The 26,921-nt window shown below is 39.8% G+C and carries 17 protein-coding genes; 8 read left to right on the top strand and 9 right to left on the bottom strand.

Annotated features, from left to right (window positions below; genetic code table 11):
• Nucleotides 1-4 precede the first annotated feature (4 nt).
• Together SIB74_RS07375 and SIB74_RS07380 are read right to left on the bottom strand one after the other, a co-directional pair.
• Complete coding sequence (locus SIB74_RS07375) at nt 5-763, bottom strand: sugar transferase (RefSeq protein ID WP_063395525.1); 759 nt, start codon at nt 761-763, stop codon at nt 5-7.
• 30 nt (nt 764-793) lie between these two features.
• Entirely contained in the window at nt 794-2,026 is a 1,233-nt protein-coding gene (locus SIB74_RS07380; RefSeq protein WP_063395526.1) for a glycosyltransferase, read from the bottom strand.
• Between the two features lie 90 nt (nt 2,027-2,116).
• Here SIB74_RS07380 and SIB74_RS07385 point away from each other — a divergent pair, with 90 nt between their 5' ends.
• Nucleotides 2,117-2,359: a hypothetical protein gene (locus SIB74_RS07385; protein WP_011826631.1), complete on the top strand. Its 243-nt coding sequence runs from the start codon at nt 2,117-2,119 to the stop codon at nt 2,357-2,359.
• Between the two features lie 78 nt (nt 2,360-2,437).
• Nucleotides 2,438-6,112 carry a hydantoinase B/oxoprolinase family protein gene (locus SIB74_RS07390; RefSeq protein ID WP_063395527.1) on the top strand — a complete coding sequence of 1,225 codons (3,675 nt, stop codon included), beginning with the start codon at nt 2,438-2,440 and terminating at the stop codon, nt 6,110-6,112.
• Nucleotides 6,113-6,221: 109 nt separating this feature from the next.
• On the opposite strand, the gene SIB74_RS07395 is transcribed toward SIB74_RS07390, so the two are convergent.
• Nucleotides 6,222-7,070: a DUF4912 domain-containing protein gene (locus SIB74_RS07395; protein ID WP_063395528.1), complete on the bottom strand. Its 849-nt coding sequence runs from the start codon at nt 7,068-7,070 to the stop codon at nt 6,222-6,224.
• A 691-nt stretch (nt 7,071-7,761) separates the two neighbouring features.
• Here SIB74_RS07395 and SIB74_RS07400 point away from each other — a divergent pair.
• From SIB74_RS07400 to SIB74_RS07420, 5 genes are all read left to right on the top strand, one after another.
• Nucleotides 7,762-10,566 (top strand): hypothetical protein, encoded by a 2,805-nt coding sequence (locus SIB74_RS07400; RefSeq protein ID WP_413681618.1) that lies wholly within the window; start codon nt 7,762-7,764, stop codon nt 10,564-10,566.
• A 63-nt stretch (nt 10,567-10,629) separates the two neighbouring features.
• The gene (locus SIB74_RS07405) at nt 10,630-12,273 is read left to right on the top strand and encodes a hypothetical protein (protein ID WP_063395530.1); all 1,644 of its coding nucleotides are present in this window, start codon (nt 10,630-10,632) and stop codon (nt 12,271-12,273) included.
• A gap of 45 nt (nt 12,274-12,318) precedes the next feature.
• Entirely contained in the window at nt 12,319-13,422 is a 1,104-nt protein-coding gene (locus tag SIB74_RS07410) for a radical SAM protein (RefSeq protein ID WP_197463269.1), read from the top strand.
• Between the two features lie 117 nt (nt 13,423-13,539).
• Nucleotides 13,540-14,274: a hypothetical protein gene (locus SIB74_RS07415; RefSeq protein WP_063395532.1), complete on the top strand. Its 735-nt coding sequence runs from the start codon at nt 13,540-13,542 to the stop codon at nt 14,272-14,274.
• Between the two features lie 7 nt (nt 14,275-14,281).
• On the top strand, nt 14,282-15,340 hold the full coding sequence (locus tag SIB74_RS07420) for a hypothetical protein (protein ID WP_156486086.1): 1,059 nt from the start codon (nt 14,282-14,284) through the stop codon (nt 15,338-15,340).
• A gap of 17 nt (nt 15,341-15,357) precedes the next feature.
• Here SIB74_RS07420 and SIB74_RS07425 read toward each other — a convergent pair whose 3' ends face one another.
• From SIB74_RS07425 to SIB74_RS07440, 4 genes are all read right to left on the bottom strand, one after another.
• The gene (locus tag SIB74_RS07425; RefSeq protein WP_074159120.1) at nt 15,358-15,618 is read right to left on the bottom strand and encodes a PqqD family protein; all 261 of its coding nucleotides are present in this window, start codon (nt 15,616-15,618) and stop codon (nt 15,358-15,360) included.
• A 192-nt stretch (nt 15,619-15,810) separates the two neighbouring features.
• Nucleotides 15,811-17,853, bottom strand: coding sequence for an ATP-binding cassette domain-containing protein (locus tag SIB74_RS07430; protein WP_063395534.1), 2,043 nt, complete (start codon nt 17,851-17,853; stop codon nt 15,811-15,813).
• The gene (locus SIB74_RS07435) at nt 17,850-19,988 is read right to left on the bottom strand and encodes a cysteine peptidase family C39 domain-containing protein (protein WP_063395535.1); all 2,139 of its coding nucleotides are present in this window, start codon (nt 19,986-19,988) and stop codon (nt 17,850-17,852) included. The genes SIB74_RS07430 and SIB74_RS07435 overlap by 4 nt, the downstream gene beginning before the upstream one ends.
• Nucleotides 19,988-21,199, bottom strand: coding sequence for an HlyD family secretion protein (locus tag SIB74_RS07440; protein ID WP_074159121.1), 1,212 nt, complete (start codon nt 21,197-21,199; stop codon nt 19,988-19,990). The genes SIB74_RS07435 and SIB74_RS07440 overlap by 1 nt, the downstream gene beginning before the upstream one ends.
• 97 nt (nt 21,200-21,296) lie before the next feature.
• On the opposite strand from SIB74_RS07440, the gene SIB74_RS07445 reads away from it, so the two are divergent.
• Nucleotides 21,297-23,054: a TolC family protein gene (locus SIB74_RS07445; protein WP_156486087.1), complete on the top strand. Its 1,758-nt coding sequence runs from the start codon at nt 21,297-21,299 to the stop codon at nt 23,052-23,054.
• Between the two features lie 23 nt (nt 23,055-23,077).
• Here SIB74_RS07445 and SIB74_RS07450 read toward each other — a convergent pair whose 3' ends face one another.
• Together SIB74_RS07450 and SIB74_RS07455 are read right to left on the bottom strand one after the other, a co-directional pair.
• The gene (locus SIB74_RS07450) at nt 23,078-24,661 is read right to left on the bottom strand and encodes a Nif11-like leader peptide family natural product precursor (RefSeq protein WP_063395539.1); all 1,584 of its coding nucleotides are present in this window, start codon (nt 24,659-24,661) and stop codon (nt 23,078-23,080) included.
• A 252-nt stretch (nt 24,662-24,913) separates the two neighbouring features.
• Nucleotides 24,914-26,386 carry a radical SAM protein gene (locus tag SIB74_RS07455; protein WP_063395540.1) on the bottom strand — a complete coding sequence of 491 codons (1,473 nt, stop codon included), beginning with the start codon at nt 26,384-26,386 and terminating at the stop codon, nt 24,914-24,916.
• Nucleotides 26,387-26,921: the final 535 nt, after the last annotated feature.

Raw genomic sequence — 26,921 nt, forward strand, 5'->3', positions numbered from 1 at the left:
CGCCTCAGTAGGCACCGCGATCCATAGGCAGCAACAGCACACCAAAGGTGCGCAGAATGATCGCTAAGTCCAACATGAATGAGCGCCCCCGGGCATAAGCAAGGTCAAGGCGAACCCGCTTGGCATAGCTGAGATTGTTGCGACCACTCACCTGCCAAAGACCAGTCAGCCCAGGGCGTACAGAAGCAACTTCATGCATAAACTCCCCATAGCGTTCAAGTTCTTTATCAACGATTGGTCTAGGACCAACCAAACTCATTTCACCCCGCAGCACATTCAAAAACTGAGGCAGTTCATCAAGGCTGGAACGACGCAAAAATCGACCAATTGGTGTGATCCTAGGATCCTTACGAAGCTTAAAATCACGCTCAAATTCAGTCCTCATCGAAGCAGATTTAACAAGCAAATTTGCAAGGATGTCGTCGGCATCTGCTCTCATCGTGCGGAACTTGATACAGCCAAAGTGTCGATAATCACGACCTACCCGTCGCTGCACATAAAAAACAGGCCCAGGTGAGCTGAGTTTGACCAGCAACGCCAAAAGGAGAAAGACAGGAAAGCCGAGGCTGATCACAGTAAGAGAAAACACCACATCTCCAGATCGTTTAATCGATCTCCCCAAGCGACTCTGCTGACCAATCAAGGCATTCGCAGGCAACGTTGAGGCTGGGGCTGCAAGCACCTCAAGATGACGACGAGAAGCCCCTCGGCCCAGGGCTCTACTACCCCCATGAAACACAAAGCGCCTGGACGCCAATCTCATGATCTCTCCAAGCGGCTCGCCTACTCAAGATCAGGATCGAAACTCTAAAAGCTCCACAGGGTCACTCGCAGCAACGGCACAGGCCTGCTGATGTTGTTGCCAGGCCTGACGCAGTGCAGTCTCAAAACGCGACGCAAAAGCTTCCGGACGGAATTGTTCTGCGCAAAGACGTACGACTTCAGGGGTCAATTGCTGCCAAAGCTGACGTTCCTCAAACCAGGCAACCGCCTGCGCGACTGATGCAACTGTCTGTTCAGGGAACAAAACCCCTGTTGGGTAAGGCCTTCCCGCCGCCGCACAACGCACGGTATCGAGCAAGCCACCCCTCCCCAAGCCAATCACTGGGGCACCCGCTGCCATGGCTTCCACTGGTGCAATTCCAAAGTCCTCCAAAGCGGCATAAACGAAGGCTCGGCAACTTGCCATCAAGGCCTCAACCTGCGCCTGGGTTTGACGGCCTAGCAACTGCACTGTGGGGCCTGCCAACTCTTCTAGGAATGTCCGCTCCGGTCCATCGCCAACCACCAACAGTGGCAAGCGCAATCGATTGAAGGCCTCAATCACAAGATCCACTCGCTTGTAAGGAACAAGGCGACAAACACAGAGGTACACATCATTGCGAGGCTGATCCCAACGGAAGCGATCCACCTTCACCGGTGGATGCACCACCTCCGCTTCACGCCCCCAGAAGCAAGCAATCCGCCGCGCTGTAAAGCGGGAATTGGCCAACAGATGATTCACGCGCGCACCACTGAGCTGATCCCACTGCCTGAGAACATGCAATTGCCAACGGATCAACGGCCCTAAACCGCTTTGTGCCAAGGCCGAGCGACGCAAATAGGCATGCATCTGATCCCATGCATAACGAACGGGAGTGTGCACGTAGCTCACATGGAGCTGCTCAGGAGAGGTGAGTACCCCCTTGGCCACAAGATGGCTGCTGCTGATGACCAAGGGGTAATCACCCACATCTAACTGCTCAATCGCAAGGGGCAATAAGGGCAGGTATTGCTGCACATGGCTCACTCCCCAGGGGAGATGTTGAATCGGACTGGTCTGAATGGCGCGACCTTCCAGCCAGCTTCCTGGCCTAAGGCTTTCTCCATCAACCAGAGCTGCCAAGTCTGGTTGACAGCCCAATCTGAGCAACAGAGCATCGATAGATTGCACGACCTGCTCAGCCCCCCCCACGGCACGGGGCGTGAACCACTCATGCACCAAAGCAATCCGTTTGGGCAAGTCTTCTGGGGCCTTGCCAGCCATAGCGGATTGATCCTCAGTTCATCACGAAGTCTCTCAGCCGATTGCAGCAAGAGTGCTGCGTTCCGAAGCTGGGTTAAGCCCACTTGAAGCATGCCGATCAATTCCCTCCTTGAAGATGCCCTCAATCAACCTGCGATTGGTGAAACTGGGCGCTTTCGCTGGCATGCCACTCCCGTGGGCATTGCAGCTTTATGTAGACAACAAAATGCCCCACTCACCCCCCCCTTTGAAGATGCACTAAAAGAAGCTCTTCAAGTCGGTTTGGACCTAAGTCGCGAAGAGAGAGAATTCCACCAAGTCAGCCAAGGCCTTGTGCTTCTGTTTCACTCCTGAACGCCAGGCCTAGTAAGCAACTCCCGCAAGGCTCGATAATAGAGGCACGATTCTCCGCCAAGCCACTGGCTCAATTGCATGCCTTGGCAGTTCTGGATTGATCGCGGCGGAACCTTCACAGATCTTGTCGGAATCAATCCCGCTGGAGAATGCATTGTCCGCAAGGTGCTCTCGGAACAGCCAGACAAACCTGGTGATCCAGCCGTCCGAGCGATCCGGGAGGTGTTGGAGCTCAAAGCAGGACAACCAATTCCCATCGGCTTGATTGAAGAAGTGCGCCTCGGCACCACCGTGGCCACCAATGCCTTGCTTGAAAATGCAGGAGAAGCGGTTCTTCTCTTCTGCAATCGTGGTTTCAGAGATCTGCTCCGCATCGGCGATCAGCATCGGCCTGAATTATTTGCTCTACAGATCCGCCGCACGCCCTTCCTGGCACGAGCCGTGATCGAGGTGCCAGGCCGCCTCAATGCCAAGGGGCAAGAAATCGAACCGATCAGCTTCGATGCAGCCCTCGAAGATGAAGTGCGGCGACATGCCAAGGCAGGCTTGAAAAGCTGCGCCATTGCTCTCCTACATGCCTACCGCAACCCCGAACACGAACTGCACTTGCAGGACTGGTTAAATCAGCTGGGATTTAACTCCGTGGTTTGCTCCCATCAGGTTTGCCCCCTGCCACGCCTGGTGCCCAGAGGACAAACCACCCTGGTGGAAGCGACTGTTTCACCAGTACTTTTCAAGTATCTAAACCAAGTCCGCAAGGAGCTCGGACCTTCAACACGTCTCCGCATGATGGGCTCAAGCGGTGCATTGCTGACACCTAAATGGTTACTCGCTAAAGACACAATTCTCTCCGGACCGGCAGGGGGGATGGTTGGTGCTGTCGCCGCAGCACGAGCATCAGGCCTCGCCCACCAACCTCTACTGGGCTTCGACATGGGCGGAACCTCCACCGATGTGTTTCATGTTCCTGCCGGGCAACAGGAGGAAGACTGGCAACGCAGCCCTGAAACAGAGGTAGCTGGCCAGCGCTTAATGGCGCAGAGGTTACCAATCCACACCGTGGCAGCAGGGGGTGGATCAATCATCAGCAGTGATGGCGAACGGCTACAGGTTGGGCCTCGCTCAGCTGGTGCTGACCCCGGACCAGCCTGTTACCGCCGTGGCGGTCCACTGACGATCACGGACGCCAATCTCTTGCTCGGTCGCCTACAGGTGAACGAATTTCCAGCACTATTCGGCCCATCGGCTAACCAGCCCCCAGACTTATCAGTTGTGCAAAAGCGCTTTAGGCAACTAGCGGAGACGATCGGCAGCACACCAGAAGACAGTGCAGAAGGTGCCTTAGCAATCGCTATCGAACGCATGGCTGATGCAATCCGACAGGTCTCGTTACTACGCGGTCATGACATCCGTGGAGGCGTGCTTGTGGCCTTCGGAGGGGCCAGTGGGCAACATGCCTGCCGGCTAGCAGCTCAGCTAGGACTGAAGCGAGTGCTGTTTCACCCCTTAGCGGGTGTGCTCTCAGCCCATGGAATGGGCCATGCCCGTCAACGTCAATTACGCGAAAGGTCTGTGCGTGAACCCCTTAACGAAGACTTATTGGACAAACTTCAGCAGCTCATCAAGCTGGAACAGACGCAAGCAGAACAACTCCTACAGGAATCAGGAGACCTTGCAAGTGCTGTTGATTCAGCTCCACCAAAGCGTTGGGCCCGCATCGAACTGCGCTACGCATCCAGCGAACAAGGCTTGACGCTCTCCCTGAAGCCAACAACTTGCATCACGGATATACAAAAAGCATTCGCGGTCGCCCACCAACAGCGCTTTAGCTATATCCCTCCTCACAATCAGCCTTTAGTGGTGGAAAGGCTCGAAGTCGCAGTAGTAGCCCCCGCATCCCCAAGCGATCAAAGTCGATCAAGACGAGGTGACGTCCAACTGCATACACCTCCACCACGGGGCGAACATCAACATGCTGAGGTGCATTGGCCAGATCTTGGCTGGCAGCAGGTGCCCCTCCATCATCGCGACCGTCTGATAGCAGGGTCTGTACTAGAAGGGCCAGCGCTGATCTTGGAGGCTACAGGGTGCATCGTGCTAGAGCCCGGTTGGCGAACAAGCGTGGATCAACAAGGAGCTCTTGTACTCGACGCCATCGCTGCAGGTTCAGTGATTACCAAACACCCTGTAGCACTCGTCAAGCAAACGCCCGATCCAGTGTTGCTGGAGTTATTCCATCATCGCTTCATGGCCATCGCCGAACAGATGGGGGAGCGACTACGTCAAACCAGTCGTTCAGTGAACATCCGCGAACGACTGGATTTCTCTTGCGCCTTATTCGATCATCAGGGTGCACTCGTCGCCAATGCCCCTCACATTCCGGTTCACCTTGGCTCGATGGGTGAATCAGTCGCCGATCTTCTGGCACAAATTAACGCTGGCGAACGCGGACCACTGCGCCCAGGCGAGACAGTACTCAGCAACGATCCCTTCCACGGCGGCACCCATCTTCCAGACATCACAGCGATCACACCTGTGTTCACCACAAGCGACAAACCAAGCTATTTCGTCGCCTGTCGTGCGCATCATGCCGATGTGGGTGGACTCACGCCCGGTTCGATGCCGCCCTTTAGTCGCAGCATCAAAGACGAAGGACTCCTCCTCCGTAACGTGTCTTTTGTGATCGATGGTCACCACGAGCACAAGAGCTGGGAGCAAAGGCTTCACAGCGGCAACATGCCGCCACGAAACCCAGCCGAATTGCTCGCCGATCTACAAGCGCAAGTCGCCGCCAACCAGTTAGGCGTTCAAGAGCTGACGGCTCTTGTCGCCAGCACAGGTGATCGACAAGTCAACAGATACATGGCCTATGTACAGGCCAATGCGGCCGAAGCGGTGCGCAAGGTGATCCAAACATTGAACAATCGCGCCTTCTCAGTAGAGCTCGACAATGGCGCAAAGCTTTGCCTGAAGATCTCAATTGATAAGCATCAGCGCACAGCAAAGGTTGATTTCACTGGCACCTCAGCCCAGGGCTCTGACAATTTCCAAGCTCCGCTGGCCGTAACAAAAGCAGCAGTGCTTTATGTCTTCCGCTGTTTAGTGAAGGAGACGATCCCACTCAACGCCGGTTGCTTTGAACCGCTTGAACTGATCGTTCCTAATGGCTGCTTGCTCAACCCGCACCCACCTGCAGCAGTCGTAGCAGGAAATGTGGAAACCTCCCAAGCACTCTGCAATCTATTGTTCGCGGCCCTAGGGGTTATGGCAGCAAGCCAGGGCACGATGAATAATCTCAGCTTCGGCGACAGCGACCATCAGTATTACGAAACGGTTGGCGGCGGCAGCGGTGCTGGCAAAGGGTTTGATGGTGCTGATGGCATACAGACGCATATGACCAATTCACGCCTCACGGATCCAGAGATCCTTGAGCAGCGCTATCCAGTACGGCTGGAGCTCTTTGCGTTAAGGCATGGTAGTGGCGGCCTTGGGCGATGGCATGGTGGTGATGGGCTGTTGCGACAATTTCGCTTCCTAGCGCCAATGACAGCGTCGATTCTCTCTGGATCCAGACGGATTGCACCATTCGGTCTATCAGGCGGCCTGCCGGGGGCGTTAGGAGCAAACCAACTTGAACACGTCAATGGAAAAAGAGAGCCACTGAAAGGATGCGCAACGATCAATATCGAAGCCGGAGAGGCGTTGCTGATCTGCACCCCAGGCGGTGGAGGTTACGGCACACCGCGTGACTAACCCTCATTAGCGATTGATCAACTCATACACCGATCGCTGGTCTGTATGAACCAACTATTGAACCAATACAGATCAGAAGCAAACAATGAGCGAAATGATCACCAACCGGTCAGAACCAATCAGAATCAGAAGCATTATCGGGATCATTCTGCTGAGATTCACGGCGTCGGCGTAAAAACTGTCCACGACCACTGTCCAACCATCCAGAGCCAGAATCATTACTCAACCGCCTGGTGCGATCGGAACGACCATCCCCCTGAAGAGTCTCCGAGCCAATGCCAAAGCTGGGGTTGGGATGATTTGAAATTGCACGCTGATACATCTGCTCGTGCATTCCGTCATCACCAAAATCAGCAACTTCAGCAACAGAGGAAGTCGGAGAAAAAGGTTGGGAGGCGAAGTCTTGCTCCTGGCGGAAAGAGCTATATGAGCTATCAGAACTCTGCTCAGAAGGATCGCTCTGCGGCACATATACGGGTTCTGAAAACGCTAGTGAAAGCCAACCTCCCTTAGGAAGCTGATAGCCCAGCTCAAGGAGATAGTCACGGCCACCCATCGGCACAGGAAGGAACCACTCATGAGCCTCGCTGTCGACAAGAATTTCTTTGATGGCATGCCTACTGATCAAGGCATCGGCGTGGCTGTACAGATCGACCAGCCGCAGACATAGGGCTTTTGCCTTTGATTTTTTTGCCCGTTGCTGATCGACTTTGCTGATGCTCCAGCTGCAGCGTGCCCACTTTGAGTCTTTGGGCTGCAGTGAAACATGGCTGAAATCCTGGACCCTACTGTCGGTCCGGCTGGGCTGCTTAGCAGAAGGCTGTGGCGTGGCCTTGGACGCACCCCTTGGTTTAGTGACAAAGGCTTGAAAGCGTTGCTGGATTCCCTGAACCAGGCTAGAAACCCCTTTATTAGTGGACTTTTCTTTGCCTGTCACAGGAAGGTCAGTAGAATTCAAGTCAAATCATTTAGGCCATTTTTGGCTTGATAAAAGCTTTTGCCAGAATCTCCTGACAAAGCAACGAAGACAAGAAACAGCTGCTACAAGCGTTTAGCCGATCAAGAGAGAGTGTGGGGGGGGATTAAATTGCAAGAATAGCGTGGCTGAGACAACTATAATAAATTGATTAGAGTTAATTTCTTCCCAATTCAGGATACAGCATGATTACGTATAATACGTCAAGTGTTGAACAAGAACCAGACAGCAAGTAGAGGCAAGATTAAAAACTAAAACGAAGAGTAGGACAAGAATGAAGCAAGGAATCGAATATACTATGAAATAAATATAATCAAGAAAAAGCTCCGACAAGAATAATTAACATAAATGGTACCTGGCCAAAACAAAAGAGAAATCGTTAAAGGAATGAATGCAAAACACAAGAGAGTGAAAAAGTAGGAAAAAGTAGAGGTAAAGGAGAGTTATAAAATTAAAACTGGATACAAAAGAAGGGGGAAGGAGGAGCGTATAATGCAATATAATGTCTGAAGAAAGAGAATATTATAAAAACAAGTTAACAGAAAGAGAATAAAATTTATACATGAACGGCTTTTGGTAGTATGAAAAGGACTCCAACTTCATAGTGAACTCATCCGAAATACTCATTTTACAAATTGAGGCGCTATACCAAGAAGGCCTCTATGCGGATGTTGTGTCGTTTGCAGGCAGAACAGATGAGTTCGACAATAATTCTCGTACATACCACCAAATTGCTTATTGTTGCGCCTTAACGAAAAAGGAAGCAAAATTAATATCAATCCTAAAAAAGATTATAGATAAAGACTTATTCGAAAAGTATACATCTTTGATTTGCTCTAAAATACTGCCGAGGCCATGGAATAGTGTCTATATTGAGATTTTTACAAAAGGGCATTCCTCAACGATCGGCAATGACCTAGAAAGAAAAATAATAATGTTGCCAGACAACTCAAGCAAAAGCATTTTGAAGTTCGATTGGCACTACAAGAAAAAACAAAACAATCCATCATGGCCTAAAAACTATGAAGATACAGGCAATGCACTTGTAGTGTGCTGGGAAGGAGCAAGTAATGCAATGGGTCGAGCATATGTAATGGCAAATGGATTAGATGCAATTGGAAGAATACCAACACTACTAAGCCCTATAAGGGTCTCAACGGAAATGAGCATATGGGAGCCAATATTAGAAAGAGAAAGAATATTTAGCATGAAGTTACTACCATATTATTCAGATCAAGACTTTATTGATACTTGTATAGATTTTATCAGAAAAAATAAATATGAATATGTATGGGTTTCGAAGGTAAGGCCACAATCTGTTCTGATTGGATATCTGTACAAGCAAATATGGAATTCTAAAGTAGTTGTAGACATTGATGATTACGAAGCAGCATTTCATGGTGAAGTATTTAACATGGAAGAATGGAGCAAGACGACCAATAATATTCTGGAGGAATTGGAATCTATTACTGGGCAGAATATAGCGGGAATTGATTGGCTCAGATTTGCTGAATATATAGCAAGCTTGATGGATGGCTATTCGTTTGCAAACAAAAAGATATCTGAATGCTACAACAACAAAGGACATGTGATTAGGCACATGAGGAATACTACTAAAAAGATAGAAACAGACTCAGAAGGAACAACTTTAAAGAAAAGAATGGAAGAAGAATGTATAAGAATACTCTTCAATGGAACAATTAGACCACACAAAGGGATCGAAAATTTTATAATAGAGCTAAAAAAAGAAAGGTCGATAGGCCGAAAGATTGAATTAATAATATACAGGCAAAAGAATATCGAGACAATAGAGACGATCTTGCAAAATTGCAAACATATGAATTTAACAATATTGGAGAATATTAAAATGTCAGAGAATACTCAGATTTGCAAAGAAGTAGACATAATCTGTACGTTGCAAGAAGTAGATAGCTTAATAAGCATTTATCAAACTCCTGCAAAAATCTCAGATGCAGCGATAGCGGGAAGTATATTACTTGCGACAAAAACAGAACCTATTTTGGAGTTATCTAGACTAGGAGTAGATATAATATTTATGGAAGACTACAAGAATATTAAAGATGCAATATTTGCATGTCTGAGCAAAAAGAAGCATAAAACGAAAAATGGCAAGATTGAGATCTTTGATTACAAAGAGAATATGGTTACTCTTGAAAAATTGTTTTCAAAAAAAAAGGAAGGTCCTTATATTGATAAGAAAAAGGATTATGCTAAAATAAACAAGTGGTTCAATGTAAATTATTCTGTAGACTTAGACATTCCAGTATTGGCGATAAAGAAGGAAAGATTGATATTAAAGAAACCATTTGTAATTTCAATGTTTTGGCGTCAATCAGACACCGGCACTTTTCCACGTAGACATCACGCTATAGCTAAAAGGATTGCACAAAGAAAAGAAGTGAAACATCTTTTTCACTGGGAGCCTCCAGTAAGTATACAAACGCTTGAATCAAATAATGAAAAAAAACAGCATGCATTAAATAGATATAGAGGGAAAGAGGATTCGGGCAAGATAACCTATAGCACATATATCTATACGCGCAATAGGCTGGGTACTGAGTTCAAGAATGATTACGGTGAATTGTCAAAATTTGGTAGTTTCGTAAATGAGAAGATAATTGGTAAGTGTGGATCACAATATGATATCGCTTGGGTATACCCTCCTTTTCCTAATATTGGGATGTTAATAGAGCAATTCAATGGGAAGGTAATTATCAGTGATTATGTAGATAATGTATTAGAAGAAGAACTAAACCCTGCACAACGCAAATATATTTTGTCACAGTATCAGTATTTTGCAAAAGAAAGTGAATTGTGTTTTGTCAACTGCAAGCCAATGAAAAGATTGATTGAATCATACGGTGCAAAAGACGTGCGACTAGTACCAAATGCATTCCCATTACGTAATTTTAAAGGTCTTGAGAAATATAGATTGAATCCAAAAAAGATAAATTTAATATATACAGGTAATATGAATAAACGAATTGACTGGTCTATAATACGTTCAATATGTAGTAAGAGACCGGAATGGGAAGTACATCTCTATGGAGACTCATATATTAATACAAATTACTATTCAAATGGGAGAAATAATATGAATGTGCATGAAAATATCAATGCTGCAGAGCTTCCTGGACTGTTTAGTGAAGGAGCTATCGCATTTATTCCACACCTTGACAACAACAAAACGAAATATATGAACTTGATAAAATATTATGAGTATAGAAGTCTTGGAATTCCCGTCGTGACAACCTCTTCATTCAACATGCCGGATTTAGACCACATTTATTATGCAAGTGATGCAAATGGGATTATATCTGCAATTGAAAAGATAATCTCATTTAACGAATCAAATGAATCATTCTACCCTCCTGAAGATTTCTACGAAAATCATTCATGGTCAACGAGAGTAAGTAGCATGATGAATGCTATAGAAGAGAAAGTTTTTAGAATATGAGGAGCTGGTAGATTGAACCAAATAAAAATTACTAGTGATTTAGAGAGGTACTAGGTTTGAATTATGGTAGCTAAAACATTAAAAGATAAAAACAGTGCCTGGTTGGATGAGTTGGAGGTAAAATGGAGATCTCTTGTGAAAGAAGGGAAGGCAATAAGATTTATAGATGAAGCCAAGGATGCATTGGTAGAAAGACCAAAAAATCAATGGATATTAAAAAGAATAATTGAAATTTTAATAGACTATAAAGATATAGATAATGCAATAAAGTTTCTGGAAGAAAATTGTCCAAGCAAAGAAATCCTGAATAGCTCTGTATATTATGCACTTATTTCTAAGATAATAGGAGTAGTTAGTGGAGAGAAGGAGAAATATATACTAGTAGAGAAGATAAAAGATATAGAGTCTTTAAAAGGGTTGGCTCTAGCAAAGGAAGCACAGTTAAAATTTACTAAAAGATCAAATTCGTTATCACTTTATCTTTTCAAAGAAGCATTTAGCAGGCAAGAGTTACCTATATCAAGTATTGCAATTTGGTGTCAAGCTGCTGTATTTGCTGAGGTAAAAGATTATAGCAACTACATAGAGTTATTTATTAACGAACACAAGAAGAAACCTAATAGAAGGCTCTTAAATAATATTCTAATTCTTAGTGTGGTTGCAGGACAGCCTAACAAAACAGAGGAAATATTCAAGTATCCATTTACAAGTCTGCTGAATAGTTGGGAATATCTAATGTGGTTTAATCGTATCCCATTGAAAATTGAAGTTGATAAAGAGTTTGAAAGGGCTGTCGAAAAATATTACAAAGAAAATAATGTTAAAGATTGTAGATGGCTATTCCAATACAGTTTAATATTATTGCGTAAAGGAATGTATAAAGAATCAAATAATATACTCAACTATGTAAATAGAAATCATCCGACATTAAGGCATTTAACCAAGCCTATACTAAAATCATTTATAACTAATAATCTGGTCGTTAAGAATCAAAAAGTAACTAATAGAAACAGAATGCAGACGATAAGTAGCTACATAGCGGATAGTGATGAGACGGTTCTAGTAATTTTCTGCGGTTGGTCTGGTGCGATCGGTTACTACTCTGCAGACTACATAAATCAGATTGTTAGTGGTAAAAGAATAGGCAGTATATACCTGACGGATCCAACTCTAAATTGGTTTTCAGGAGGAATTTCGCCATTGGGAAAGGATGTTCAGAGCTGTGCTAATGGTCTTAAGAAACTGGTAGATAATTTAGAAAGTTCAAGAGTAATATTTATTGGCTCTTCTGTAACTGGATTAGCTGCTTTGCACTATGCTAGTTATGTAGAACCAAAAGCAGTGATATCCTTTGCAGGAATAATGCCATCATCTGAAATAAAAAAAGGAGAGCAACTATTGGAGTTGACAAGTAGGTATAAGAGAAAAGGACAAAGGAGTTTCATAAGAAATAAGAAGATGGACAATCTTTATGGCAGTAGTGAAGAAGCACTTGTAGACATGTCAGCTAAAAACATACCACTGTATTATGTGTATGGAAGTGAGAATATAATCGATAGGGCAACCGCTGAGAATCTATCACAATATGGATGTACGCAACTTATACCACTTAAAGGAGTAGACACACACTCGATAAGTAGCTATTGTATTGGGATGGGGATTTTTAAACGTTTAGTAAATCACGTAATCCAAACAGTTGATTTATGATTGAAGAATGATTAGTTTCCTATAAAAGATTCTGTTGAGATCAAAATGTTCTGGCCGTATAGATTAAGTGCACATCTTGAAATTTCCAGCACGTGTAATGCACTATGTCCAATGTGTTATGACAGAATTAATATAGACACAGAGGGGAATTTAGGAGTAAAGAGTGATGCAAAAAATGGTAATATGTCCTTAGAGAAAATAAAGGATGCTTTTAGTGATGTATTTTTTAAATATCATAGCCTGAAACGGGTAACACTTTGTGGAACACTATCGGAACCTACACTTAACCCTAATATCACGGAAATCATTTCATACCTCACAAAAAAACAAAAACCACTTTCGATAAGAGTCTCAACAAATGGATCTACACACTGTAAAGAATGGTGGGGAGATTTTGGCAATAGGTTAGCAAAAGATTGCTCACATCACGAAGTAATATTTGGGATTGACGGATTAAAAGATACACATTCGTTATATCGAGTAAACACAGACTACAAAAGTATTATCGAAAATGCAAGAAAATTAATGGAATCAGGGGGCAACGCAGTTTGGCAATTTCTGGTATTTGAGCACAATAGGCATCAGATTGAAGAGGCAAGGAAGTTAGCCAATGAATATGGCTTTAGCAATTTTATGGTTAAATACACAAATTATTTTGAGAAGGAAAATAAGTCAAGTATCACATATACTAGAGATGGAAAATCAACAACAATTAGTGAGTGTAAGGGTCAAAAAATAAAGACGAGAGACTATCCCAATGGGCACACACATAATAGGTCACATGAGCAGGAAAATGTTGTTGATTGCTATGCTAAGAGAAAGTCGGAATTTTATATTGATTGTAATGGGTTTGTATACCCATGTAACTGGGTGAGGTCCTATCTCTACAATTCACTGCCTTTTAAGCCAAAACAATCAGACTTATATGCTCTCAGACATTTCAACAAAAAGCATCTGAATATATACAATCGAAATTTGTCTGAGATATTAGCTGATGAAATAGTGTGGGATGAACTTTATAATTCTATTGTTGGTACTCAAACACCATCAGTTTGTAGAAAATTTTGCTCTTGCGACAAACAAAATTTAAAATGTTGGTTTCTATCATCAAGTATGGAATCACCAGTACAACAGTCAGACATTACATAGTCAAAACAAAACATACATACGTTATTAAGTTCCTTATCAAAGAGTTAGATAAAATTATCATCGATGAAGAAAGCATATTGACTATGCTATGTTGAAAAGAAGGGATTTATTATTTACGTGAACTACTATAGAAATGACAGTTGTGATAGTAAGAGTGCGAGTTTAGGGAATTGGAATTTTAAAGCATTAGCACCAAAAGAACTGCAGTCACATATGGAACGATCTATACCTGGATATAAAGAAGGGCATAGATTGATAACTAAACTGAGTAATTACTTCATCCAGGCAGATTCTCGTGTTTATGACATGGGGTGTGGGCCTGGTGATTTACTGAAATCACTATCGTTTGAACATATTGAGAAACCAAGTATACGTCTAATAGGTGTTGATCCATACATTAGAGAATATCCTGAATTTTATTACAACGAAAGATTTAGCCAACTATCGCATAAGATTGAATTTATTGGAGACTTCTGCCAAAAAATAAAATTAATTCCATGTGACATCGTAATATTTTATTATACACTTCAATTCATACCACTGCATATACGGTCTACAGTACTAGAAAAATCAATCAGTGCATTAAGACCAGGAGGTGTAATATTTATCTTTGAAAAAACGTATGCTCAGAATTCAAGAAATGAAGAGATTCTGTCAAGGATATATACTGACTATAAGATAGAGCAAGACTTCTCTTCTGAAGAAATAGTCAGCAAGATGTTTTCACTAGTTGGGAAACTAGTACCTAATACTTCCGCTAAGAACATATCAATGCTAAATAAATTAGGAATAAATAATATTGAAATAATATATAAGAAACTAGCTTTTGAAGGACTCATGGGGATCAAGTAAAAAGAAGATGAGTGAAGATTCGTTCTGGTCTGATGAAACAGAGTTCTTTGGATCGCGTAATCCTGAACGAGCAAGATATATTGGGAGGTTTATTAAAGAATATTGTCCAAGGAATTTATTAGATATTGGTTGTGGGAACCAGTATATAAAAACACAACTAAACTGTGAAATAACTAACTATATCCCTCTTGACATAGTAAGTCGATCAGATGACTGTATTGTATTAGATATAAACAAAGACCAAATACCAGATGGAGAGTATACAATGATAAGTACAATAGGCTTAATGCAATATATAAAAAGTCCAGGGGATCTAATTAGACAAATATCAAATAAGTGTAAATATTGGGTAACAACGTTATCGCCCTATGGTGAGATACTATCAAGATTCAGTCTTACTGAAACTAAGTTTAGCCCTAGGTTAAAAAATCTATTAACAATATCACAGTTCCTAGCATTAATTTACCCATATTTTGATATCGAAGAAGAAAGTATTTGTCCTACTGGATGCATATTATATATATTATCACCAAAAGGGGCTTCTAATAAACGAAGATGTGAAAAGATTAGAAGAGTATTAAAAATAGATCACTCTAGTCTTATCTGTAGATCAAAAAGAGAATGGACTCGCGCTCATTATCAATTACATATTGGCCAACTTAGAGAAACAATAGAAATTATACCTAAAACAAATATATATACACATGAATGCTTGGATAGTGTATTGGAGTTAGTGAAAAATAAAAAAAGTATCTACATTTTAGATAGCAAGAAGAATAGCGAAGTCTCTAAGGGGGGTGTTTATATAAGCATAGATCTGGCGCCTAAGTATAATGAGTTCAAACGAGACTTGATGATTATCTCGCAACTACGATGGATCATTATATGTTTTCGGTGTATCTTAGAAAAGAGTAATGAGGAGTTAAGTGGTAGTCAAGGTATGATTGATTTAAATCTAAGTCTAAATTACTCAAGAATAAAAACAATGATAAATAGAAGTCATAGAGTAATTTATGAAGGAGTTACATCTGGCTACAGTCATATTATTATCGCAGAGAGGAAATAGATAAAAAGATGAAGAGTTTAGGATACGATTATTAAAGAGTGATTCTTGAGTACATTTAAAAAGTTTGATAGTTCCTCTATGGACAGTTCATTTGATGAGTATGTGGATACAATTGCACTAATATCATGAATGGTAGGATTTTTATCTAATTGTTCCCAAATCATAGCTGCAATTTCATTGAGTTCGAAGTAGCGTGAATTATTAAGGTCTAGAAGAAAATATTGACCATCCTTATGGCTATAGAAAATATCGTCTACTCGAGAATAGAATCTAGTCATTGTCTGTGATGTTAGAAACAAAAAGTTTATAGGGACCAATCCTATAACGGACCAGGATGTAGATGCGATTTATCTTATTAATTAAACTGGGTGAGGTAATGACACTAATAGAGGGCTTATTATTAGCCTTCATAGAATGAAGAATTGGTGAATCCATGAAGCTACTTTTGATATTAAGTATAACACTAGAGATTAAGTATCAACATTAGTAGGGTTGATATTACTTAGTGTGTAGCTTTTATCAAAATACTCTAAAGCCGTTAACCTGTGGAGTGTTGAGATATGTAGTGTGGAATATTTATTTAGTAAAAGAATCGCATTTTTATGAGTCTCCTCTTGAAGGTGAGAAGTAGGTTCATCAGAGAGAAGCAAGTCAGGCTTATGTAGGATCACTCGAGCTACATGGAAGAGTTGTATTTGGCCAGAAGATATATCCGATGTTAATTCGGAAATAATTGTTGCTAAACCCATATGCATATCCTCTAGCAATGTAGAAAGACCAGCCAACTTCAATGCAGATAGTATATTAGTATCATCCATGACATTGAATGGGTCAAGAAATTCACGAATATTGTTGCCAAGCATCCTTCCTGTCTGAGGGATATAGATTACATTGTAATCATTAAGACCATTTGTTGATTGGGCATTTGGCATGCCATTGATAAGAACAGAACCTTGATGTGGCTGATACAAACCGCCAATGACTTTTAATAGTGTTGATTTTCCTGAACCAGGAACTCCTACTAAAGCGTAAGAACTACCGGAGTTAAAATCAAGTGTAATATCATTTAGCAAGGGTTCTCTTAAGTCATAAGAGAAAGAAATCTTATATAATCTTAGGATACTTAATGGAGCAGGCTTTTGCCTAAACTCAGAAGCAGAAGCAAGTTTGGATGATGAATAATAACAATAACTACTTATATCTCTTAAAGCATTTTTACTAAAATAGGTTGGTGCTGAAGCAAGTATTGTAGAAAGAGATTCTGCGAGTTCGGCAAATGAGCCTGAAACGGACGAGAATGCAACGAATATAACTAGATAACCTCCTTGAGAAATGCCACTGCTTTCTGTATAGAGAAATAAGATTACAGCTATTAACAATGCGCCAAGTAATGAATTAAGAAAGATACCGATCTGAGACCAGAGATTCATTCGTAGGGTAATCTTGTTAAGAGAATTACGTAGACTAGTAAAAGTTCGATCTAGACTTGATTCAACCTGTAAGGAACGTGCATCTCCAATTGATCTAAAGCTATCAAACAGATGTTGATCTATTCTGGAATTTATTGAAACAAGTCCAAACGCTATTTTGCCAACTCTCCAACCAAAGAAAATATTGATAATGGCTGGGATACTACTCATGAATATTAGTAGTGCTACTACAAATGGTCTTGAAAGAGTAATACCAAAAACGAAACAATTAAGTGCTATCCCAAATAAGGCTAAAGGTATACGAACAACAATAGTTCGAATTGATGATGTAAATGCCATTGCTGTTTTAAATGTCTGACTCCATAGGCCTGCTCCTCTTTTAGGAAGAGTGAGAGGTCTTGCCATCAAGAATCTATCAACGATAGAAAGAAAACTACGAAAACGGATATCATTCTCAAATAAGCTTGAAAATACTGTGGCTAGCGCTTCACTGAAAGTACCAAATAATTGTGCAAGGATAAGAGCAATACCTAGTATTAAAAGAGATGGTATTTGACCACTCGGGACAATAGTATTAAAGATTGGTTCTATAGCTATAATTGGTAGTACGGATATTATGGATCCAATTAACAAACACAGTAACGCTATAAGATAACTAGTCCAGAGTGGGAAAAACTGCTTCCAAGCAAAACTATACTTGGTAATAGGTTTCTGAGGTAAGCGAGAAAAGAGCGAGTATGATTTACTATCTTGCAAAAGTGACTTGTATAGGTTTGCATTTTTAATCATAGATTGATCACATAAATGTCCTTTACCTTGATTAAGGTTTAAAATTAGAACCTTACCTAAAAAAGCACCAGAAAGATAATGTTCAATAATTTTTTTATCCTCTATTGCTATGATCTGTAAATCCTCTAATATTAAAAAAATATCTTCAATTTTAAATTTATTATTCTGGTCTGCAATTAATCCAGTATAGAATTCAATGGTTGAAGGATTTGCATTTTGTCGCAGAACATGATCATTAATAATATCTTCGAGGACATATCTTAAATCTGACAAAAAGTATGGTCTATTGTTCATTGACTAATTCCGTTACCAATAGACAATTTGGCTGATTTGAATATGGTTGTCGGTGAATTAGCAAGAACATCTAAATTTTCATGAGTAATAAACACGGAATACTTGACTATTGAAGTAATACCTCTAACTAAGCCTGAACGGTACTCTGGAGAAATAACCGAAAGGATTTCATCTAGTATTAATACCTTAGGTTTTCTAGCTAAAGCTCTGATTAACTGGACCAACATCATTTCTCCACCACTTAAATCACGATAGGAGGAACTTACTCTACGATTTAGAGCTGTAAATAGTTGGAGGTTAGAAACACCAAGCTGATCTGTTAATATTTTCAATTGTTCTATAGATATAGTTTTGCCTACTTGTAAGTTATCATAAATTGTTGTATTGCGTAAATATGGATTGCCGTCAACCAACTGTATAAGTCGGTTGGCTGAACTGATATCTATATTAGTTATATCATGATCTAGAATCTGTACATTACCTGTTTTTGCTAATAGTCTTCCGGCTATAATTTTAGCTAATGTACTTTTTCCTGATCCACTTCTTCCTTTGATAACTAAAGGAAAATCATTTGAAGTATAAGCAATAGTGACATTATCAAGTATTTTGGTAGAATATGCAGAGTAAGAAAAAGAAACGTCGCTTAATTGTATAATATAAGTTGGAAATTTGTTATCATCAAGGTTAGGAACAATAGCAGTTTCACTGAATCTTGGATCTAAAGGGTATTTAGTAATATCTCCAAGTCGTTGAAAGGCTACATTTGTTTCCTGTAAGGTACGGACAACTCCAGATAAATTCATAAGTGGTGAAAGTGAAGTGCTAATAAGCACATCAATTGCAGCATATTGGCCTAATGTAATCCTACCACTTATAATCACCATTCCTGCTGCGATTAACAAGAGTGTTGAAGTTGTATTGTCTAAACACTTTAATATGAATTGTTCCTTGGCATAACTAAAGGATAACCTGTTCTCAAAGGTTGTTTTTTGTGCCTCTGCTTTTGCAATATTTTTAAGGTAATATGCTTCACGTCCTTCTAGTCTAATTTGATCAATGTCTGTAATCATATCATATAAATTCTTCTCCACAATTCCAGCAGACTGTTGGACTTGTTGCTGTTGAGAGCGTTGAGTAGGATTTAAAGCGATTGCAATTCCAATAGCTAATATTGCTGCAACCATACTAATAATTAATAACAATCCATCTGTCGTAGACAAGATCATAAAAAGGACAGAAAGATTAACAAAGGCAACGACAAGCGTGACTATTGAAGCTTGACTACTCTTTAGAATATTGTCAGCGTAGTTAAAACGAGAAATTGTATCTCCAGTACGTCTATTCAAAAAGTATTCCTCTGGAAGACGTAGTAAGCGTTTGTAAATGAAAGAATTCCACTTAAGAGAAAGATCAGTATATTTTTTTGCCACATATAATCCAATACATAAAAGAGTGACTGATGAAATAAGTGCTGTAGCTATCTGCACATATCCTAGGGGTGTAGACCATTGTTTCATTTGCATCTCTACTATCCAATTGAAGAAAACATCCTGTACTTGGGCGTTTCCTACCTGAAATAGTGAAGCCACTAAGACCAGAGATAAAGATAAAACCAGAAAAACTACGCCGATATCGCGAGAATTTAAGCCCTGGGGAAGATAACTAGAAAAACGAAAACTATTTTTAGACTTTATTCTAAAAATATTATTAATAATTCGTGATTTAAAATATAGACCACTGAAATCATCTGTCGCTACGTTTATATCGTATTTATCAATACCATAAGAGGGGTCGTTAACCAAGATATAGTCTTTTGTAATGTCTGAAATAACAACAAAATGACTATGGTTCCATAAGGCAATGCATGGTAGGTGTTGAATCTGTATTGATGTCAATGTGGAAACTTTTTCTGGTACAAGCCTCAAACCTAATCTGCTGGAAAATGTTATAAGGTCTGGAACATTAATACCTCCCCTTGTTGATCCATAAAGTTGTCTAAGAAGATTTAAATCATAGTCTCCATTATGAAATTGAAATAACATTGCGAGACAAGCTAGACCACATTCAGATTCCTCCGCTTGATAGATCTCGGGGACAGAGTGTTTATGGGATTGGAAAATATTTTTTAATTTCATCAGCTAACCCTCACATATCCAGCTTCACGTCGTAAGAAAGGGATTATATATTGAATTGGTGACCATTGGTTATACACACATTGTACTTGTGCAGCGGCACCTGGCATAAAGCCCCAGGGTGGATTCTTCCCTGTAGTCCAAGAGGGTTTCCCATCCTTCATATTAATATTAACTATGACAATGTAAGGGAAAGCCTTGAAAAGAGATTCTCCTTTTCCATTGTTAGTTAATTCCTGAAATAATTGCTTTGTTGTATAGTCTAAGCCTATTCTTCTTCTATATTCATCTGGGTTTGTAGGTAATATACCTATACTATCAGCTGTACCTTTGATATAACCATAACGTTCAGGAGGCGACTCAGCGGGACTGACAAGGCATTGATCGCCTGGTTTAACTCTTTTTGCCATATCGCCTGACATTACAAATACTCCTTTAACTGCACCAGTTTTGTAACTAATCTGGGCGACGGTATCACCTTCCTTTAAAAAATCTCCTTCTGTGACATCTATCAATGTAACGATACCGTCTATTGTTGCGACTATCTTCTTCGATAATTCTAAGTTATAGTTAGCCAGCTGAGAATTCTGTATATCATTTATCTGGTCACTGCGTGCGGAAATTGTTAATCGATAAAGGGATGACTGCAAAGAACTTTTTTTTCCTCTAAGGCTTAATAATTGAATCTTTAAATCATCAACTGCTTTGAGTTGTTGCAAGTACTCTGCGTCGCTAATATCACCTGTATTTAGTAATGTTTGCATTCGATTGAGAAGGTCATTATTAACGGAGATCTGATTGATCAAAGTAGTCATGGAATCATTGATTGCTTTAATTTGTTTTTTTGTAGATAATGATTGAGAAAGTATTTGAGAAGGCGTTAAGTCACCTGAGACATTAGCGATTTGCTCCTTATTGTTAAAATCAATTTTCTCTCGTGTATTGTCAATTAATGCAATAACTTGGCCTTTACGTACTTCTTGGCCTAAATCAACCAAGACAGACTGAACACGTCCTTCAATCGGAGTGTAGACTCTATTGACTATTCCTCTCTTGACTGTAAGACCAACACCAGAAGAAGTAGGTTTGATTCGATATAAAATTGCCCATGCTAAGACTATAGTTGTTAAACCTGAGACAATAATAATTACTATATAAAGAGGACTTGAAGATATTGCTTGCAGCCATTGCTTGTTGGACTTGTTCCAAAGCACAATGATAAATCCAATATAGAATTAATCTAACACACTCAGACCAGAGTGAATATATTCCGTACAATGTTGTTAGACTAAAAGCACATGAAGCCATTCCGTGGAAAACAATTTTTGGTTATGGTGGAAAATAAGAACAAGGTTATATCGTAAACCAAGTTTATTGCTGGCAACCTTATTAATTACTACAATCAATCCTGTGTATAGTAATCAAAACAATTTGAAAATAGTGAGCCAAAATGATGTAAGTAAAGGCTCAGTCAATGAGAGCAATGATAATTCTCTGTTCAAAGATATTGCGATAGAGACTCTTTCAGGGAAACAATTAGAATTAATAAAGAAGACAATAAAGCCCTCACAATATCGAATAGACCAACAGAAGCTATTTACAGTTGACAGTATATATTTACTCTGTATAGCAAACAATGATTCAAATGTATCAATTTTCAAAAAAAGGTGCAGGCCAATAAAAACTGAAAATATGGCTGTTGTTTTATCTTCACCTTCTCTGCTAATACGATCTCTAATATATAGCCCATCTTTAAAATCAAAGATAGATGATATTGATCAAAGAAGGTGGCTAGTAAGGAAAGCATTTGCCACATGGTATCCAAACTTGAGCCTAAGTTCAGGATCAGTCTTAAAAACATTTGTCTCAAATACGCAAAATTATGGTTCACCATCAGATTCATCGAATCCGTCTGTATCAGGAACTGCATTTCAACCTAGTGATCCAATATCGACATCAAGTGGGGGAAGTTCATCTGTAGGTCTGGTGGACCCGTATACAACGACAAGTTCTTACACACAAGCGTATCCAGTAGTCACACTAAATTGGACCATTTTTGATCCGTCACGTGCAGATACAATCAATGCTGCAAAGCATTCATACGAGTCAGCTCGTCAAGACTCTCTGTATTCAGCACATCAGATTGCTTCAAGAACTACAAAATTGTTGACAAGCCTAGTTAAATTAGAATATGAGATAGCTAGCTATCTTGATCAATTTAAATCATACCAAAAGATTCTAAGTGTTTATAAAAGCCAGTTTGAATCAGGCTATCTGCCAAGCACTGAGATATTAACATTGAGCTCTCAGGCCAATGAAATACTTCATAAGCTGAATTCTGCGATCCTGAATTACGAGAACAATAGTTCTGAATTAAAATTAATAGTGAGGATAAAACAGTCAAACACATTAATATTACCTCCAGAAATACAACTACCGTCTAAGTGGCCTCTATCAATAAGTGAGACAGAGAAAATAATAGACAACTATCCGAAGGTAAAGTCATCTAGTAGCATTGCATCTAAGTATAAGAGTCTTGCAAAAGCATCCCTTAAAGAATACGTACCAAAGTTGTCAGTGCTTGGATATATGACATTTGTTGGGACACAAGGAAGCATGTCATATTCACCGCCTACTCAGCCATCTGGAGCATGGAGTCAACAACTATCAAGTTATATTGGAATGAACGCAACATGGAACATCTTTGATGGTTTTTCGAGTTTTCAAGAGGCGAAAAGTTATGAAAGCCAATCCAATTCATATAATCAGAGATCTGTAGCATTAAAACAACAACTTGTTGAGACTGCAGTTTCAGCAATAAATACACTAAACTACCAAAGAATGCTAATTGAACCACTTGTTAGAAGTTACACTGATGCAATCAGAGCATTAAAGTCTCAAAGAAAAAGGTTTGCTATAGGTTATGTTGATCCCACAATAGTTTACCGTGCTGAAATTGAGGCTGCTCAAATCGTTTCTAATTTCGCAGATACTTACGGATTGATTCTAGACTCATATTATACTCTGAATGATATTACGGGAACTCAGATTGAAGATGTAACGGAATAGATTGTGAATCTAAAAGATTAGAATTATGATGGAACAGCATCAACTGATATATTTGGATTTACGCTTGCATCAGTAACCGTAACACTTTGATCATTAGGGTCAATATCTAAATCTAGAGAACCTGATGGTTTCGCATATACAGTGACTTCATCTTCTCCAGCATCATAGGTACCTAAATCAATAGGTTTGTCATCAGAAACACCAACATCAGCAGAGATCTCTCCAAGCGTAATACTAGGTTTTGCTCCAGAACTACTTACATCTAAGTTAGCATCAATACTACCCTTTAGATTGGTAGATAGTTCTAGATCGCCAACAGTAGCTTTTATATCAGCTGAAGCTTTTAGGCTTTGGTTGATATCAAGGTCATTGCCAACATTTTTCACGGTAGTATCAGAAGGGTCACGAACATCTACGTCTATTTGTTCTTCAATATTTCCCTTAATTGTGGTAGTGCCATCAAGAGTTACATTTTTGCTGTTATAAGACTCTTTTTCTGCTTCATCTACAGTTGCTGTTAAATCAATCTTAGGCCCTGATGTAGTAGTTTTAACAGAATCATCTGTTGAATTAAGTGGGTCAATTGTCATATCTACGGAGCCTGCATCTGTGAATTTTGCATCTCCAGTGATACTTCCTTTGCTATTGGTTTCGTCAGCGTTTACATTTCCATCGACTGAAACAGTTCCTTTAATATTTAATTCAGCAGGGCCTTCGAGATCATTGGCTGTTATATTTAATGTTGCATCTATTGTTGCTCCATCAGTTACTGTAGTTGATCCACCAGATTCAAGGGATCCACTCGCAGATTTTTCGATATCCAAGGAATATCCATCTGCTTCCTTTTGAACCGTTACACTTGCGTTTCCTCCAAGCTCATCTTGTAAAACCTTAGCATCTGATGTTAGTTGATTATATAGAGCATTACTAGCCTTATCTTTTAGATCATTCTCAATGTTACGTGCTTGAAGATCTAGCTCACGCTCGGCATCGTTATAAATATCTTTACGAAATTCATTTACTGTTTTGTCTACATTCTGTTCAGACACTTGATCAAATCCAGACTCTATATCTTTTGCTTTACTTTCTAATTCACCGGCATTTTGTACATCATCATATGCACTTCGAATCTCATTTATATCTTTGGTTACGTCACCCGGGTTATCTACATCGCCAGACACTTCAGATTCTACGTTTTTAGCATAACCACTCTCTTTGGCTTCTGGCATTTTATACGGTTTACCAGCGCCTCCGGCCTGGGATTCTAGACTAGAGTTATATTGTTGATACGATGATGTAATCTGAGCTAAACTGTTACTAGTATCAATTTGTTGTATCGCTGAAAGAATAATTCGTACAGGAGAAGTCTTGCTTCTGTCTACATTTTTACTATCTAGCCAATCCTTGATCGTAGTGTTCCTATCATCGATGTTAATCTCAATATTATTAACAGCGTTCAGTATCAACGCTGAATCAAAGCCTTGTCTCTCAATGATCTGACGACGTTCTTCACGGTTATCCGAGTTAAAATAAAGTTCTTTCAAGTGCTTATCTTGCTCTAATGCTCTAAAGAATGAATAAAGCTCTTGGATTGCTTCGTCTGCCATACTAGTGATTGATAGTTAATATGCCCATTATAGGTAAAATGGGGGTTATGATAAATATAGATATGATTCGTATCAGCTTGAGAAAATATGCGGGGATTGATCTATATATTGCTGATTGTATTCGAAAAAATAAAAACCGATCATTTAGAAGTAAACATCTCCAATGATACTGAGTTTTCTAAAGAAACGTACAGTTGCAAATTAAATCATAAAGACACAATCGTGATCTGCGTAAAGAGATTGAAAAAAAGACTATCTGTTTAGAAATCTCCGTAGACCTGATGAGAGTTGAATATTAGGATATTTATAAAAAGTATGAGTTAATAGTTGCTTAAAATCATCATGACGAACATGATTAACATCAGCAATATTGCGATTTTTATAGTCTTCAGAAGAATAGGTGCCCCAATTAATAAGTTGTTGAAAATTTACTTTGTCTACTCCATATTGTTGTCCAAGTTCTGCAAATTGCATAATCTCATTAAAGTTAAAGGACTGGATGCAGAAGTTGATTATAAACCTAAATCCATGTTTCTTCTTGTACTGTTTAGTCAAGTCTAAATTGGCTAAAAGCTTTTCCCAGTTACCTGGGAACCTGACAACTTCATACGTTTCTTTTGTGGCTGCATCTATAGAGATTCGAATATCTGCTATCTTAGTGAGTATATTACTTAGTTCATTCCAACCGTATTCATCAAGTAATTGGCCATTTGTTTGAAGATTAATTTTTACTCCTGAATATTCGATCCCAACTATTGATTTAAGCTTATTCCTAAGGTGTGGGCTTCCAATAGGATCGCCGTGACCTGATGCTGTTAGATGAGTTTTGCCATTAATTAAGAGTGGTCTGACATGGCTCTCAAAAAGATCATCCATTTCTATTCTTTTTTTCTCGCTGACCCTTTTAATGCCTTTACGGCAAGAAGGACATGCTAAGTTACAACTTTCATCATAAGCTATAAATATATGTCTAGGTCGATCAACGAAGTATGGATCTACTTTTTGAGTCTGTTTGCGCATAAAGTCTGATTGAATAAGTCTTTTTGGAGAAAGTTTAGTAGGTTTAATTGATGTTGATGTTAATGTTGATGTTGCCCTAGTTTCTTCTCTTGTTACCATGTTGTGAATAGGGTTGTTATACAAAGTGCATATTCGTTTGTTACAATATTTATAATTTCCATCTAATATGCTTTTTCTGAATTCGCGAGCTCCCTCGCTATTCCAAATATCTTCATCTTTATGTAAGTCTAATCCGGTTATTAAATAGGGGCTCCATTGCAAACAGCAAAATGTAAATTGGTCACGTCCTGCTATGGTCTTTAATTCCATTTGAGTAAAGGGTTGACAACAGATAAATTTGTTACCAACGTTTTCAACGTCCACGCCATCCATAATATTCATCAAATTGTGAGCTGGAGCATAGAAAGGGTCAAAGTCTAAGGCTTGTTGTGCTGCTACTCGAGCTGATTGCTCATCATTAATCGCCCATTTTGCCTCTGCGACTAAACCATAGAATTGCGATTCGCCAAATTCACGAATATCTTGAAAAAGAACAAATGGGTCAAATATTTGCTGGGTCGTATTGATCCAATCAATAACCCAAAAATAAACATCTTTGGTAACTCTATGGTGTGTTAGTACTGGTGGTGAATTCGCGAACTGCATATCTAGGATTCGCCTAAACTCTTTGCTTCCTTTTTGGCTTGCAGTCTCAAGTTGATCCAATAAGTTCATGTCTAATTAAGTTTTTTTAATTATAGTTAAAAGGAAACACAATTAAATCTTCTTTATGATCTTTTCCAGTCAGGTGTGTGTAGGCAGAAATGAGTTGAAAAATTATGATTTACGAAAAAATGATCTGCTAGCTGTAAGGATCAAGTCTAAATAAATCTATTCAGAATATATACAAACCAGGAAATTGACAAACGATAGATGGTATGTTCAAAATAAATAGTGTTTTTTGTGTGGAAACTATTCAAGTTTGCCAGGTTGTTTATTTATACTTTCCAAAAGAACATAAGCAACTATCATCATGAGTGGTTTGGAATTAACAGTTGGTTGTTAGTGCTGAATAGGAGCTGAAGGGAGTTGTTTTGAAAACGATCAAAGAGTTTCTATTAGTGACAGGCTCTATTGTAATGGTTAATGAATCCTATAGATATTGGAATGACTAATCCTCACTATGACCTATTGTTGACCAGAATTTTTAAAATATTGATATATATTATCATAATACGCTCGCCTATTTGTGAATATGAAT

It is taken from the genome of Prochlorococcus sp. MIT 1306 (assembly GCF_047304515.1).
In the GTDB taxonomy this organism is placed as follows: Bacteria; Cyanobacteriota; Cyanobacteriia; order PCC-6307; family Cyanobiaceae; genus Prochlorococcus; species Prochlorococcus marinus_D.

What these genes read in the sequence shown, in the direction of transcription:
- SIB74_RS07375 (WP_063395525.1), bottom strand. Translation starts at nt 763, where the DNA reads ATGAGATTGGCGTCCAGGCGCTTTGTGTTTCATGGGGGTAGTAGAGCC.
- SIB74_RS07380 (WP_063395526.1), bottom strand. Translation starts at nt 2,026, where the DNA reads ATGGCTGGCAAGGCCCCAGAAGACTTGCCCAAACGGATTGCTTTGGTG.
- SIB74_RS07385 (WP_011826631.1), top strand. Translation starts at nt 2,117, where the DNA reads ATGCCGATCAATTCCCTCCTTGAAGATGCCCTCAATCAACCTGCGATT.
- SIB74_RS07390 (WP_063395527.1), top strand. Translation starts at nt 2,438, where the DNA reads ATGCCTTGGCAGTTCTGGATTGATCGCGGCGGAACCTTCACAGATCTT.
- SIB74_RS07405 (WP_063395530.1), top strand. Translation starts at nt 10,630, where the DNA reads ATGGTAGCTAAAACATTAAAAGATAAAAACAGTGCCTGGTTGGATGAG.
- SIB74_RS07410 (WP_197463269.1), top strand. Translation starts at nt 12,319, where the DNA reads ATGTTCTGGCCGTATAGATTAAGTGCACATCTTGAAATTTCCAGCACG.
- SIB74_RS07420 (WP_156486086.1), top strand. Translation starts at nt 14,282, where the DNA reads ATGAGTGAAGATTCGTTCTGGTCTGATGAAACAGAGTTCTTTGGATCG.
- SIB74_RS07425 (WP_074159120.1), bottom strand. Translation starts at nt 15,618, where the DNA reads ATGACTAGATTCTATTCTCGAGTAGACGATATTTTCTATAGCCATAAG.
- SIB74_RS07430 (WP_063395534.1), bottom strand. Translation starts at nt 17,853, where the DNA reads ATGAACAATAGACCATACTTTTTGTCAGATTTAAGATATGTCCTCGAA.
- SIB74_RS07435 (WP_063395535.1), bottom strand. Translation starts at nt 19,988, where the DNA reads ATGAAATTAAAAAATATTTTCCAATCCCATAAACACTCTGTCCCCGAG.
- SIB74_RS07450 (WP_063395539.1), bottom strand. Translation starts at nt 24,661, where the DNA reads ATGGCAGACGAAGCAATCCAAGAGCTTTATTCATTCTTTAGAGCATTA.